Here is a 13,749-nt window from a genome sequence, read left to right on the forward strand (position 1 = left end):
GGGCGCGCGGCGCGTTACCGTGACCTGATGCAGCTCTACTCGCGATCCGCCGGGAGCGGCCTGCCAGTCGTCCTGCTCCACGCGTTCCCCCTGTCCTCGGCGATGTGGCTCGCCCAGCGCGAGGGTCTCGCGCCCGTCTGCCGGGTGATCACCCCGGACCTGCGCGGCTTCGGAGGCACGGTGCTCGGTGACGACGAGCCCTCGATCGACCTCATGGCCGACGACGTGGCGCACCTGCTCGACCAGGAGGGCGTCGACCGCGCCGTGGTCGGTGGCCTGTCCATGGGCGGCTACGTGGCGATGGCGCTGTGCCGCCGCCACCCGGACCGCGTACGCGGCCTGATCCTCGCCGACACCAAGGCACAGGCCGATCCCGAGCCGGCCCGGGCGAACAGGGAGCGGATCGCCGCCGCGGTCCTGGAAGGCGGCACGGGCATCCTCGTGACCGAGTCGCTGCCCGCGATGGTCGGCGCGACCACCAGGGAGCGCAGAGGGATGGTCCTCGGGCGGGTCCGCGGGCTCGTCCAGGCGGCGCCGCCCGCGGCCGTCGCGTGGGCCCAGCGGGCGATGGCCGCGCGGCCCGACGCGTTCGGCACGCTGCGGTCCCTGACGGTGCCCGCGCTCGTCGTCGTGGGCGATGAGGACGAGCTGTCGCCGCTCCCGGACGCCGAGGCGATGGTGGAGGCCATCCCGCAGGCGCGGCTCGCCGTCATCGAGAAGGCGGGCCACCTGTCCGCCATCGAGCAGCCCGAGGAGTTCAACCGCGTCGTCGCGGAGTTCGTCAAGTCGCTCAGCTGAGTCCCCGGCCGATCGGACCGCCGGGGGTTCAGGTAGCTGACGGGAAGGCCTGGACGATACGTGCGGGAGTCGCGGGCCGCCCCGGCCGCCGCGAAGCCGGTCACCACGACGCCGGTCACCACGACGCCGGTCACCACGAAGCCGGGGCGGAGGAAGCGGGAGCACGGACACGAAGACGGGGCCGGCGCTGAGCGCCGGGCCCCGTTCGTTCAGCCGTCGCAGACTCCCCGAATGTGCCAGTGGCTACTCCTGCCACCACTCCGCGTCGTCGTCGCTCTTGGTGGAGCTGATCGGCTCGACGGCCGGCGTGGCGGGCACGGCCGGCTTCTCCACGACCGGCGGAGCCGACAGGGCCGGCTTCGCCGGGGCCGCGGTGACGGGCGCCGGCTCCGAGTCCATGCCCGGCAGCGGGGCGCCGCCGAGCAGCTGACGGAGCTGGGCGAGGTGGCTGGTGATGCTGTCGCGCTGGCGGGTGAGCTCGTCCACCTGGCGCTGCATCGCCGTACGGGTGCGCTCGGCCTCGTTCTTGGCCTCGGTCACGATCGTGTCGGCGCTGGCCTTGGCGTCGGACACCAGCTGGTCGGCGTTCTTGCGCGCGTTGGCCAGCAGCTGCTTGGCGTGGGTGTCGGCCTCGCGGCGGGTCTGCTCGGCCTGCTGCGTCGCCTTGGCGGCCCGCTGCTCGGCGGTCGCGGCGCGCTGCTCGGCCTCGGCGACCAGCTTCTGCGTGTTGGCCTGGGCGGTGGCGTGCCGCTCGGCCTCCTGGCGCTCGGCCTCCTCGCGGCGGGCGGCGAGCTGGATCTCGAACTCCGCCTCGTCCTGGGCGCGCTTGGCCTCCGACTCCTCCAGGATCCGCTGCGCCTGGGCCCGCATCTCGTCCGCCTGACGCTTGGCCGTGGTGAGCACCTCGTCGCGCTCGCGCTTGGTCGAGGCCCGCAGCTGGGCCACCTCGCGCTCGGTCGTGGTGCGCAGCTTGGCGATCTCGCGCTCGGCGTCCGCCCGCTTCTCCGCGACCTCGTGGTCGGCGGTGGCGCGGATCTTGGCGACCTCGCGCTCGGTGGTGGCGGTCAGCTCGTCGGCCTCACGCCTGGCCGTCGACCGGATCTCCTCCGCGTCGCGCTCGGCGGTGCTGCGCATCTCCTCGGCCTCGCGCGCCGCCAGCGCCCGCTTCTCGGCCGCCTCGTTCTCCGCGGCCGCCCGCAGGTCGGCGGCGTCCACCTTGGCGGCGGCGCGGATCTCGTTCGCCTCCGACCTGGCCGCCTGGACGAGCTCGGTGGCCTGCTCCTCCGCCAGCCTGAGCAGCTGCTCGATGCGGGCGCCGAGACCCGAGTACGTCGGCCGCTCCTGCTCCTGGAGCTGGCGCTGCGAGTCGGACAGCTCCCGCTGGAGGGCGCCGATCTGTTCCTTGGCCTGACGCAGTTCGGTGTCGAGAGTCTTCAGGTGGTCGTGGACCTGGTGCCGGTCATAACCCCGGAGCACCACGTCGAATTCGCGAGATGGGGCGTCCTCGAAGAAGTTGTTGAGCTGGGCGTCGATGTCGGACTGCATGAGGCTCGATCCTGGTTGTCGAGACGGCTACAGGGGCCGGACGGGGGGTCGGTTCCGAGGCGGGGAAGCCGGTATGGCGTCCACGTCCGGTGGTACGCCAGCGTACTCCGGTACTGCCGCGTTGGAGGCCCCCTCCGACTTTCTGCGCGACTTGTTACGTATGAACGTTTCTTGCGTTTGCCTAGCGCCTGGACGTCTCGACGAGCTCGGTGAGAACCCCTCCCACGTCCTTGGGATGCAGGAACGCGATCGAGGCTCCCATCGACCCGTGCCTGGGCCGCTCGTCGATCAGGCGCACGCCCTTCGCCCCGATCTCCTCCAGGGCCTTGGTGACGTCCGCCACGCCGTACCCGATATGATGCACGCCCTCGCCCCGCTTGGCGAGGAACTTGCCCACGGCGGTGTCGGGGTGCAGCGGTTCGAGGAGCTGGACGTACGACGCGCCCTGGTCGCCGTCGGCGACGTGCAGCATGGCCTCGCGGACGCCCTGCTCCTCGTTCACCTCCCGGCTGACGACGGTCAGACCGAAGACGGACTCGTAGAACTCGATCTTCTCTTCCAGCTTGTGACAGGCCACGCCCACGTGGTCGATTCGCAGCAGCATCGCCGTCTCCCTCCGCCGTTTCCGTCGCCGCCCGCTTCCGGGCGACCGTACTACTCCTGGGTATGGTGACACCGTCGCCCCGATCTCGTAGTGGAGGGTCCCAATGTCAGGTTCCGTCATCGTCGCCGGAGCACGTACGCCTATTGGACGGCTCCTCGGCTCGCTCTCCGACCTGTCCGCCGTCGAGCTGGGCGGAATCGCGATCAAGGCCGCGCTGGAGCGGGCGGGCGTCTCCCCGGACCAGGTCCAGTACGTGATCATGGGGCAGGTGCTCCAGGCCGGGGCCGGTCAGATCCCCTCGCGCCAGGCGGCGGTGAAGGCCGGCATCCCCATGACCGTGCCCTCCCTCACCATCAACAAGGTCTGCCTGTCGGGCCTCGACGCGATCGCGCTGGCCGACCAGCTCATCCGCGCGGGCGAGTTCGACATCGTCGTCGCGGGCGGCATGGAGTCGATGACCAACGCGCCGCACCTGCTGCCCGGGTTGCGCAAGGGCGTGAAGTACGGCGGCGCCGGGATCCTCGACGCGATGGCCCACGACGGGCTCACCGACGCGTTCGACCAGATCGCGATGGGGGAGTCCACCGAGCGCCACAACGCCAGGCTCGGCCTGACCCGGGAGGAGCAGGACGAGTTCTCGGCGCGGTCGCACCAGCGCGCCGCCGAGGCCACCGAGAAGGGCCTGTTCGACGACGAGATCGTCCCGGTGCCGCTGCCGCAGCGCAAAGGCGACCCCGTGCTGTTCTCCGCCGACGAGGGCATCCGCAAGGACACCACGGTCGAGGCCCTGGCGAAGCTGCGCCCGGCGTTCACCAAGGACGGCACCATCACGGCCGGGTCGGCCTCGCAGATCTCCGACGGCGCCGTCGCCGTGGTCGTCATGTCCAAGGCCAAGGCCGAGGAGCTGGGCCTCGAATGGCTGGCCGAGATCGGCGCGCACGGCAACGTTGCCGGGCCGGACAACTCCCTCCAGTCCCAGCCCGCCAACGCCATCAAGCAGGCGCTGGCCAAGCAGGGCCTGACCGCCGGCGACCTCGACCTGCTGGAGATCAACGAGGCGTTCGCCCAGGTCGTGCTGCAGTCTGCGAAGGAGCTCGGCGTCCCGCTCGACAAGGTCAACGTCAACGGCGGCGGCATCGCGCTCGGCCACCCGATCGGCGCGTCCGGCGCCAGGATCGTGCTGGCCCTGGCCCACGAGCTGCGCAGGCGTGGCGGCGGCCTCGGCGCGGCCGGCCTGTGCGGCGGCGGCGGCCAGGGCGACGCGCTGATCATCCGGGTGCCCGGGCCGGGCGCCTGATCGGAGCCGCAGGTGGACGTCCGTGAGCTTGTCGGCCAGGCGCGACTGGGACGGCCGCGCGCGGTGGCTCGGCTGATCTCGCTCGTGGAGAACGCCGTCGAGACCGTCGAGGCCGCCGGGAACGCCGGGAACGCCGGGAACGCCGGGAACGCCGCGCGGGCCACCGGCTCCGCCGGGGGAGACCGGGCGGCGCCCGCGAGGGCGAGCCGTGCCCTGCGCGAGGCGATGGCCGAGCTCGCCACCGGCACCGCCCGGCCGTACACCGCCCGGGTCATCGGCCTGACCGGCTCTCCGGGCGTCGGCAAGTCGACCTCGACCGGCATGCTCATCCGGGCGTTCCGCAGGCGCGGCAGCAGGGTCGGGGTGCTGGCGGTCGACCCGTCCAGCCCGTTCACCGGCGGCGCACTGCTCGGCGACCGCGTACGCATGCAGGACCACGCGACCGACCCCGAGGTCTTCATCCGCAGCATGTCGAGCCGGGGGCACCTGGGCGGGCTCGCGTGGGCCACGCCGCAGGCGCTGCGCGTGCTGGAGGCCGCCGGGTGCGACGTGATCCTCGTCGAGACGGTCGGCGTCGGGCAGGCCGAGGTGGAGATCGCCCGCCTGGCCGACACGACCGTCGTCATCCTCGCGCCGGGCATGGGCGACGGCGTGCAGGCCGCCAAGGCGGGCATCCTGGAGGTCGCCGACGTCCTGGTGGTGAACAAGGCCGACCGCGACGGCGTCCAGGCGACCGTGCGGGAGCTGCGGAACATGACGGGGCTCGTCGAGACGCCGTGGCGGCCCCCGATCGTCACGACCGTCGCCTCCAGGGGCGAGGGCGCCGACGACCTGCTGGCCGCGCTGGACAAGCACCAGGCGTACCTGGAGGAGTCCGGCGAGGCCCGCAGGCGGCGGCTGGCCCGGGCCCGCGACGAGATCGAGGCCATCGCGCTGGCCCAGCTCCGGTCGCGCTTCGCCGTGCTCCACGGGGACCGCCTCGACGCGCTCGCCGAGCGGCTGCTCGGCGCGGAGACCGACCCCTACGCCGCCGCCGACGACCTCATCGCCGCGTTGCGCTGAGGTATCGGGACGCGCTGGTATCGGGTGCCCCCTCGGGCCCGTACGGCTCTCGCGTCAGGGCGGCCGACGGGTCAGGGCTCGCCGGCGTACTTGACCGTGATCGTCGTGAAGCCGAGGGACTTCAGCATGCCCTCCAGCATGGCCTTGGCGTTCTGGTCGGCCCGCGAGCGCAGGTCACTGGCGGTGGCCGCGTCGGCGATCTTGCGTTCGGCCAGCACGTAGAGCTCCTGCTGGTTCTGCGGAGACGACGACAGGAAGTCGGAGATGCGGTCGAAGATGCCCCGCTCCTGCGCGAAGACGTACGACCGCTTGTTGTCGAGGTTGGGCTTTTCCAGCTCGGCGTGCGGCAGCCGCACCGTCACGGCCGTACGGTCGGGGGAGACCGTGAAGGCGTCCTTGGGCAGCGCGGAGAAGTCCACGTAGGCGTCCACGTTCCCGGCGCCCACGAAGAGCGTGCGGGTGCCCTTGATGGCGTCGGGGAGGAACTTCGCGTCCTTCTCCAGGTCGACGATGACCTGGAAGTCGCCGGTGGCGGCCTCGAACCGGCTCAGGTTCTGCACCGACCGGAGCAGCGCGGGGCCGCTGCGGTCGATGGTCTGCTCGCCCAGCGGGTTGAGCCAGGACCAGGTCAGCCGGGCGCCGACCACGAGCAGCAGGACCACGAACAACAGGCCGGCGAGCACCCGCCAGCCGCGCCGGGAGCGGCGTGCGGGGGCCCCGGCGCTCGCCGTGGCGTCGGTGGCGGCGGCGCCGGAGTCGGCCGGCGCGAACGAGGGACGGGTCTGACGGTCCACGAGGGGAATCTTCCCGGTATTCCCGCGATCTCACGTTCGGCAAGATCATTGCTGCCTCCGAACCGTGCTTCGGCCCTCCCAAACCCGTCTTTTCGCCCGTCCGCATGCCGGACGCGGCTCCGCCGCAATGCTTACGTCCCGGCCCCAGCACGGACGCGGTTCCGGTGCGGCGCTTTCGTCCCGTCCGCCCGCCGGACGCCGGCGCTTTCGTCCCGTCCGCCCGCGGAGCGGCGCGGCCCGGTGACCTGGAGCGTGCCGCGCCCGGTTCACCCGTCGCGGTGCGGGCCCCTATGCGGCGGGGGCCAGGAGCGCGCCGGGCACGCCGGCCACGCCGGGGTTGTCCTGAGGGCTCGCGTCGCGGGCGCCGGTGGTGTCGCCGGTGGCGGGCCGGGCGCGGTCGGAGCGGCCCGTCTCGTCCGGCGTGCGCTCGCCGTCGCGGCCGGGGCGCCCCTCGTGCCCGTCGCGACCGGGGACATGGCGGGCCGCACCGCCGGGGCCGGGGACACGTGGACGGGCGCGACGCCCGCCCCGGCCGTCGTCCCCGCGCGGCACGTCCTGCCCGCCGGTTCCCGCCGGCCGACCTTCGGCGCCACCCTGCCCGGAAGACCGCCCACGGCCCGACGCGTCGTCGTGACCCTGCGCCCCGCCCTGTGTCCCGCCCTGTGCCCCGCCCTGTGCCGCCGGGCCGCCGGCCTGGAGCCGGCCGGAGGGTGAGGCGCCGGGCTGCGGGCGGGCGGGCCGGTCCTGGACGGGTGACGGGCTCGCGACGCCGCCGGGCCGTGCCTGCGCGCCGGGCTCACCCGCCCGGCCCGGGGAGGCGTTGTCACCCGGCCTGCCGCTCCTACCGGGCCGCCAGGGGTGCGGCGACCGTCCCGGGCCGGGGGCCCAGGGACCGCCTCTCCGGGCGCCTTCGCCGCTGGGTATGTCCCACGAACCCGGATAACCCGGGCGGCCCATCGGACCGTGGCCCATCGAGCCCTGACCCATCGGGTCCTGACCCGCCGGATCCTGGCCCGCCGGGCTCGCGGCGGGGGACGGCCACACCGGGGCGGACGGGCTCGGGCCGGTCCATCCCGGACCGGTTCCGCCGCCGCGCGGGTCCGTCTCCCGCTCCCAGCCGGGATCCGGGCCGGTCGGCATGCCGGTGGCGACGGCCGTACCCGGATAGGTCGGCTCGACCGGATAGCCCGGCGCGTACGCGGGGGTGGGGTTCGCCGGATAGCCCGTCGCGACGGGATCGGCGTGCCCCGTGCCGCCGCCGAAGTGCTTGGCCTGCAGGCCGCAGGAGACGAAGTCGGAGTAGAACATGCGCAGCCAGTCGTGCCGCTGGGCCTCGGTCAGTTCCGAGAACCAGATGGACGCCTCGTGGTGCTCGCGCAACGGTCCGTTGGGCAGTGAGACGCCGCGCAGCCAGGCGACGACGATGGCCCGGTAGCCCGCGGCCACGGTTTCCGGGCAGGGGCGGGCGAGGCGGTCGAGGAACTCGGTGGCCGCCCGCTGGGCGTACCCCGACCCGAGGTCGTCGATGTGGACGACGACCACTCCCGGTCCCGCCGAGTCCTCCTCGCCGTACGCCCGTTGCTCGACCCTTTTGAAGGCGGCCGGCGTGCCGTTCAGGCGCATTGCGAGCGTGGTGAACACGGTGGCGAGCTCGGCCAGACCCCCACGCAGCGCCGGATGTACGCAGACGCTGATCGGCCATTCCTGGCAGACGAGGCGTTCGCTCACCGTTATCGTCCGCGGCACGGTGACGAGCCGGGCCGCGCCGGTCCCGGCGGCCAGCACGGCGATCACCGCGGCGGCCAGCGCCAGCGTCCGCCGGGTCACCAGGGCCACCCATCCGAGGAGCAGCGCGGTGCTGAGGCCCAGCAGCCAGAGCGTCTGGTCCGCGTAGGCGGTCTCGCTGACGCCCGAGAGCAGGTCGTACGGCTCCCCGGTGGCGGGAGCGAGCCGGTCGGCCCAGTTGGGCCCGGTGGCGAGCCAGGTGAACAGCCCGTACGTGCCGGCTCCCGCGATCAGCGGGACGACGACGACCGGCACGAGCCAGCCCAGGATCCAGCCGACCACGACATACAGCCCCAGCCCGGCGACGGACATCGCGAGACCGCCGGGCAGCAGCGGTCCGCCCTGCCCGGTCAGCGCGGCGCGCAGCCCGAGCAGCAGCACGGTGGCTCCGAAGGAACCGGTGACGACCGCGATGATCGACAGCGGCGCCCTGGCGGCCCGCCACGGCGTCAGGACACGGCCCTTTTCCGCGCGGCGCCTGCGGAGCGCGACCCAGGCCGCGAACGCGGCTCCGAGCGGCCCCGTCAGGCGCAGCGAGCCGATGACGGCCGCCACTATGTCGTCCCAGTCCATGAAACCGGGAATGAGGACGCTCCACGCGGCGACGAGCGCCAGCACGAGCAGCACGGTCGCCGCGACCAGCGCGCCGTGTCTCAGCTCACCGCGTGAACCGCCCCTATGCTCACCCACAGCAGGGCGCGGCCCCCGGCCACGCCACCGAAGTCCGGCGCGCATGCGGCGCCGGGACAGCGATGCTGTCCATTGAGAATCTCCCCCGTGTCTGTGTGAGCGGTGCGCGAACCCACGCCGTTCCCCGTGGCGCTGGTTCGCCGGCCGGCCCCGCCTCGCCCGCCGTCGGGCGCGTCCCCCGCGGACCCCCGTCCGCGAGACGCCCTCTAGCAGACGGGGTTCCCCGTGCCGCCGGGTTTGCCGCCGCCTCACCTTTCGACGTGGCAACCATAACGGAGCGTGACCCGGACGGGGGGAGTTCTGGGGTCAAGGAATGAATTCGGTTACGCTCGGTGCGCCGGTCGATCATGGCCGGTGTCGCGCTACCGTATATCGCTGTGTCCGTTCCGCCCAGCTCAGAGCCGCCGCCCACGGGTGGCCCCCGGCCGCTCAAGCTCCCGTTCGACCCGATCGAGCGGGCGGCCGAGACCTGGCGCTCGACGTTCGGCCCGTCGTCCGCCATGGCCGCCGTCACTTCGATCATGAGAGCCCATCAGATCCTGCTGGCGCAACTGGACACGCTGCTCAAGCCGTACGACCTGACCTTCGCCAGGTATGAGGCGCTCGTGCTGCTCACGTTCAGCCGGGCAGGCTCGCTGCCGCTGTCGAAGATCGGCGAGCGGCTGATGGTGCACCCGACGAGCGTGACCAACACCGTGGACCGCCTCGAACGGGCCGGTCTGGTCCGCCGCATGCGCAACCCGCGGGACGGCCGCGGCGTGCTCGCCGAGATCACCGACGAGGGCCGGGACATCGTGCGGCGGGCCACGGCCGACCTGATGGACGCGGGTTTCTGCATGGGCATGTACGACGACGCCGAGCTGGGCGAGATGTTCGGCCTGCTGCGGACCCTGCGCGTCGCGGCGGGCGACTTCAGCTCCTGACGCGGCCTTCGGAGAGCATCGCGAACGAGCCCCGGACGAGGGCCAGCAGCTCGGCCCCGGCCGAGGTCTCGTCCATTGCGGTGCGGGGATCGCCGGTGAGCGCGGTCACCACGTACGTCCTACCCGAGGCGTCACGGGCGAGGTAGCCCATGGAGAGCACACCGGGCTCGGAGCCGCCCTTGTGCCAGACGGTGGGCCATGCCTTCGGGTCGAGCCCGAGCCCGGCGTCGTTGGCGGACATGGCCTCGTCGAGGGGCGGCGTGTTCAGCGCCGACAGGCCCGCGAAGGCGCGGCAGACGTCCCCGGGAGAGGCGAACCACTCCAGCCTGTCGATGTCCCTGGGCTTGTTCCACGGCTTGACCTCGGTCAGGGGCGTACGCGCGACGGTGGCGGTCAGGTAGCGGTACCGGCGGGTCCGGTCGAGGGACAGGTACTTCTTCGCGAGGCGGGGGTAGTCCGCCCCCTTGAGGAGGAAGAGCTCCCTGGTCGTGAGGAACGGCCGGTTCAGCGCCGCGTGACTGGACCACTTGCGCGCCTGGGCCTCCACCTGGGCGCGGCCGGCCTTGTCGATGAGCAGGTCGGCACCCGTGTTGTCGCTGATCGAGATCATCAGCTTGGCCGCCTCCCGTACGGTGACCGTGCTGTTGTCCGGGCGGTCCTGGAGCGTGCCGCTGGGCAGGCTCTTCAGCTCGGGCCGGATGGTCAGGGGCGTGTCCCAGGAGAGCCGGCCCTTCTTGATCTGCTCGGCCGTCGCGCCCAGCACGTACAGCTTGAACATGGAACCGAGCGGCCGTGGGGTGGTGGGCGCGACGGTGTGCACGGGACGGCATTTGCCGTCTCCGCGGACCTCGGCCGCCAGGAACCCCACCCGGGGGGCGAGCGCACGCAGGCGCTTGTCCAGCTCGGCCCAGCTCCGCGGCGCCGGGCGCTGCTCCAGGCCGAACAGGAGGCCGTCGATCCTCCCGTCGCCGTCGACGGACATGGTGAGCTGGAGCCGTCCCTGGGCGGTCGTGACCACCCCGGAGAGGGCGGTGGGCGTGACCTGGGTCAGCGACTCGAGCCGTACGCCGCCCATCGCATCGAGGGCCGCGTTGAGCTGGGCCGGGGGAAGCTGTTCGAGGAAGGAGGCGCTGAAGTGGGCCCTGATCTGGTCCTCGGGGATCGGCAGGGCGGCGACCGCCGCGAGGAGCCAGCGAAGCTGCTCGCCCACCGGTGAGTTCGGAATGTCCGGTGTGCCGGTGGGAGTGGGCGCCGCCGCGGCGATCGCCGCACCGGCGCCGACGGCACTTCCGGCGGGGGCCGCGGCGGCGGGGGCGGCGGTGGCCGCCACAGCGAGCGCCAGTGCCGCGCTCATGAGGGGAATCGTCCTGGTGCGCATCGATCTCGACGAGTCAGGCATGCAAGCTCCTTCTACGGTTGGGAATCGCTCCGGAGGGGGCGCGCGGGTTCTGCCGTGAGCCCCCGGATGCCGCCCGGACCGGGGCGCGGGGCCCACCGCCGCGGTGCGGCGGGTGGGCGCCCGTTCTGCCCGGGTGCCCTCACATCCGGGCCGGGGCGCGCGGGCCGGTCACCGGCTCGCCGCAGCGGGGGGCGTCCACGTGATCTCACGCTAACGATCACAGGGCGGTCCCGACACCCGGCGGGCCCCCGGCCCGCGGGCTGCGGGGAGCCGCACCGAATGTGAGGACAACCTCATAGACGGCGGACGCGCCGGCCCGCCACGATGCCTGGCATGAAGTCCACGGCAGCGGCCCGGCCGCTCGCGGCGGGCATGGCCGCCGTCGCCGCCGCCGGGATCGTCGCCGGCGCCTTGCTGGAGACGGGGCTGCCGGCTCCCGCGTCGCAGTGGGCGTTCATAGTGATCGCCCTGGTGCTGCCCGCCCTCGGCTGGCTGATCGCGGCCCGGCGGCCGGACAACGCCTACGGCTGGCTGCTGCTGGCCGCCGCGGACTGTCTCGGGCTGGGCGGACTCGGTATCGGCCTGCTGATCCGGCTCGGCCCGGACCCGTACTGGCCGATCGTCGTCGCCGCCGTGCTGAGCTCGGCGTTCCCGATCTTCTACGGCCTGTCGTGGGTGTTCGTGCCGCTCCTGTTTCCCGACGGGAGGCTGCCGTCACGGCGCTGGCGGGTCGTCGCGGTCGCGGCGGCCGGAGCGATCGCCGCGCACTGGCTGGGCGTGCTGTTCCTGCCCGGCGGTTATCCGGACGAGGTCGAGCACGCCAACCCCCTCGGGCTGCGGGGACCGCTCGGCTTCGTCGCCGTACTGCTGGCGTCGGCCGGCCAGCTGGTCGCCTTCCTGGTGGCGCTGGTCGTGCTGGGCGGCCTCCTCACCCGTCTGTTCCGGGGCGACCCGGCGGAGCGGGGCCGGCTCGGCTGGATGGTGGCGGGCCTGCTGGCCAACCTCGGCGCGTTCGTCGTGATCATGGTCGCGGGAGCCTCGGAAACGTACGACGCCGCCGACGTCGTCGGGGTGCTCGGCGTGGTGGGGGCGCTGCCGGCCGCCATCGGGGCCGCCGTGGTGCGGCACGACCTGCTCGACATCCGGGTCGGCGTCAGGGGCTCGCGTCTGTACCTCGTGTTCGACGTCCGCCCGACGGTCGACGAACTGCTGTCCACTCTGGGCCCGGACCTGGAGGAGGCCGAGCCGGTCGAGCAGCTCGGCAGGCTGGCGCAGGCGGTGCGGGCGGGCCTGGACGCCCGCTGGGCCGCCGTCGAGCTCGCGGACGGCACCCGCGTCGTGGCGGGGGAGGAGCGAGGCGACGCCGTGCTCACGGTGCCGGCCGGGCTGGGGCGTGTCACCTGCGGGCCCAGGGCGGCGGGGCGGCTGACACGCGACGACCGGCGGCTGCTCGCGGCGCTGGCGGTGCCGGTCGGGCTCGCGATCCGCAGCGCGGCGCTGGCCGCCCGGCTGGTGAACGCCCAGGAGGCCGAGCGGCGGCGGATCGAGCGCAACATCCACGACGGCGTGCAGCAGCAGCTCGTCGCGCTGATCGCGGGGCTGGAGCTGGCCCGTGCGACGGGTGGCGGGGCCGAGGCCCTGGCCCTGCTGCGGGAACAGGCGCGCCAGGCGCTGGCGGACCTGCGGGAGCTCGCGGCCGGCATCCATCCCTCCGTGCTGAGCCAGGGCGGGCTGGTGGAGGCCGTCGAGGGACGATGCTCCGGCCTGCCGGTCGCGACCACCGTGACGGCCGACCGGGCCCTGCGCGCCCGCAGGTTCCCTGACGAGATCGAGGGAGCGATGTATTTCGTGGTCAGCGAGGCGATCGCCAACGCGCTCAAGCACGCGAGGGCGTCGCGGATCGAGGTGCGGCTCTGGCACGACGGCGGCAGGCTCCAGGCGTCCGTGACCGACGACGGGACGGGGTTCGACCCCCGGGCCGTGCCACACCGCGGACTGGCCACGCTGGCCGACCGCATGGCGGCGCTCGGCGGCGGGCTGGAGACGACGGCCGGACCCGGAGAGGGAACGCGGGTGCGCGCCTGGGTGACCGCCAATGCCTGAAAGCGTCGCCGGGCCCGGCGCGGGGAGGAAACCGCGCAGGCTGCGCGCCCTGGTCGCCGACGACCACTACCTCGTACGGGAGGGCACCCGGCAGTTGCTGGAGAGCTCGGGGGAGGTCGCGGTCGTCGGGGCGCTGGGGAGCGCGGCGGAACTGGTCGACGCGGCCAGGCGGCTCGGTCCCGACGTGGTCGTCACCGACATCCGCATGCCGGGCGAGGGCTGGCGGCCGGGGTTCGAGGGGATCGACGCCGCCCACCGGATCCGCGCGGCCGATCCCCGCGTCGGCGTCGTCGTGCTGTCGCAGTTCGCCGACTCGATCTACGCCTTCGAACTGTTCAGGGGCGGCACCGAGGGCCTCGCGTACCTGCTGAAGGACCGGGTGGGGGACCTCGACGAGCTGCTCGGCGCGATCCGCTCGGTCGCCGCGGGCGGCTCGGTCATCGACCCCAAGGTGGTGGAGGGGCTGCTGGCGCGCCGCGCCGTACGAGGAGAGCGGGAGGCGTTCACGCCCCGGGAGCGTGACGTGCTGCGCGAGATGGCGCGCGGCAGATCCAACGGCGGCATCGCGCGGGCGCTGTCCCTGTCGATCTCCGCCGTGGAGAAGAACGTGAACTCGATCTTCCTGAAGCTGGGGCTGGAGGCCAGCCCGGACATCCACCGCCGGGTCGCCGCCGTCCTCGCGTACCTGGGCGGTTCGTGATCCGCGCCGCCCGGGCGGACCGGTGGCGCACCCCCGCACGGGTGCGCCA

11 protein-coding genes are annotated in these 13,749 nt (G+C 73.6%); 6 read left to right on the plus strand and 5 right to left on the minus strand.

All coding sequences use genetic code 11. The features are described 5' to 3' along the window. The first annotated feature begins 27 nt into the window (after positions 1–27). On the plus strand, positions 28–798 hold the full coding sequence (locus ABZ857_RS18375) for an alpha/beta fold hydrolase (RefSeq protein ID WP_357044348.1): 771 nt from the start codon (positions 28–30) through the stop codon (positions 796–798). Positions 799–1,041: 243 nt separating this feature from the next. Here the strand turns inward: ABZ857_RS18375 and ABZ857_RS18380 are convergent, their stop codons facing one another. Continuing rightward, complete coding sequence (locus tag ABZ857_RS18380) at positions 1,042–2,343, minus strand: DivIVA domain-containing protein (RefSeq protein ID WP_357044350.1); 1,302 nt, start codon at positions 2,341–2,343, stop codon at positions 1,042–1,044. Between the two features lie 181 nt (positions 2,344–2,524). After that, a complete protein-coding gene (gene mce, locus ABZ857_RS18385; protein ID WP_357044352.1) occupies positions 2,525–2,947 on the minus strand; it encodes a methylmalonyl-CoA epimerase in 423 nt (140 codons plus the stop codon). Between the two features lie 103 nt (positions 2,948–3,050). Between mce and ABZ857_RS18390 the strand changes: the two genes are divergently transcribed. Both ABZ857_RS18390 and meaB read left to right on the plus strand, forming a co-directional pair. Further along, positions 3,051–4,244: an acetyl-CoA C-acetyltransferase gene (locus tag ABZ857_RS18390; protein WP_357044354.1), complete on the plus strand. Its 1,194-nt coding sequence runs from the start codon at positions 3,051–3,053 to the stop codon at positions 4,242–4,244. 12 nt (positions 4,245–4,256) lie between these two features. Next, the gene (gene meaB, locus ABZ857_RS18395; RefSeq protein ID WP_357044356.1) at positions 4,257–5,306 is read left to right on the plus strand and encodes a methylmalonyl Co-A mutase-associated GTPase MeaB; all 1,050 of its coding nucleotides are present in this window, start codon (positions 4,257–4,259) and stop codon (positions 5,304–5,306) included. A 71-nt stretch (positions 5,307–5,377) separates the two neighbouring features. Here meaB and ABZ857_RS18400 read toward each other — a convergent pair whose 3' ends face one another. Both ABZ857_RS18400 and ABZ857_RS18405 read right to left on the minus strand, forming a co-directional pair. After that, positions 5,378–6,100: a DUF4230 domain-containing protein gene (locus ABZ857_RS18400; protein WP_357044358.1), complete on the minus strand. Its 723-nt coding sequence runs from the start codon at positions 6,098–6,100 to the stop codon at positions 5,378–5,380. 288 nt (positions 6,101–6,388) lie between these two features. Next, entirely contained in the window at positions 6,389–8,575 is a 2,187-nt protein-coding gene (locus ABZ857_RS18405) for a hypothetical protein (protein WP_357044360.1), read from the minus strand. 377 nt (positions 8,576–8,952) lie between these two features. Between ABZ857_RS18405 and ABZ857_RS18410 the strand changes: the two genes are divergently transcribed. Further along, positions 8,953–9,498, plus strand: coding sequence for a MarR family transcriptional regulator (locus ABZ857_RS18410; RefSeq protein ID WP_357044362.1), 546 nt, complete (start codon positions 8,953–8,955; stop codon positions 9,496–9,498). Here the strand turns inward: ABZ857_RS18410 and ABZ857_RS18415 are convergent. Next, positions 9,488–10,897: a serine hydrolase gene (locus ABZ857_RS18415; protein WP_357044364.1), complete on the minus strand. Its 1,410-nt coding sequence runs from the start codon at positions 10,895–10,897 to the stop codon at positions 9,488–9,490. The genes ABZ857_RS18410 and ABZ857_RS18415 overlap by 11 nt on opposite strands. 333 nt (positions 10,898–11,230) lie before the next feature. On the opposite strand from ABZ857_RS18415, the gene ABZ857_RS18420 reads away from it, so the two are divergent. Beyond that, positions 11,231–13,000: a histidine kinase gene (locus ABZ857_RS18420; RefSeq protein ID WP_357044366.1), complete on the plus strand. Its 1,770-nt coding sequence runs from the start codon at positions 11,231–11,233 to the stop codon at positions 12,998–13,000. Further along, positions 12,993–13,700 carry a response regulator transcription factor gene (locus tag ABZ857_RS18425; RefSeq protein ID WP_357044368.1) on the plus strand — a complete coding sequence of 236 codons (708 nt, stop codon included), beginning with the start codon at positions 12,993–12,995 and terminating at the stop codon, positions 13,698–13,700. The genes ABZ857_RS18420 and ABZ857_RS18425 overlap by 8 nt, the downstream gene beginning before the upstream one ends. Positions 13,701–13,749: the final 49 nt, after the last annotated feature.

Source organism: Microbispora sp. NPDC046933 (assembly GCF_040644635.1).
GTDB lineage: Bacteria > Actinomycetota > Actinomycetes > Streptosporangiales > Streptosporangiaceae > Microbispora.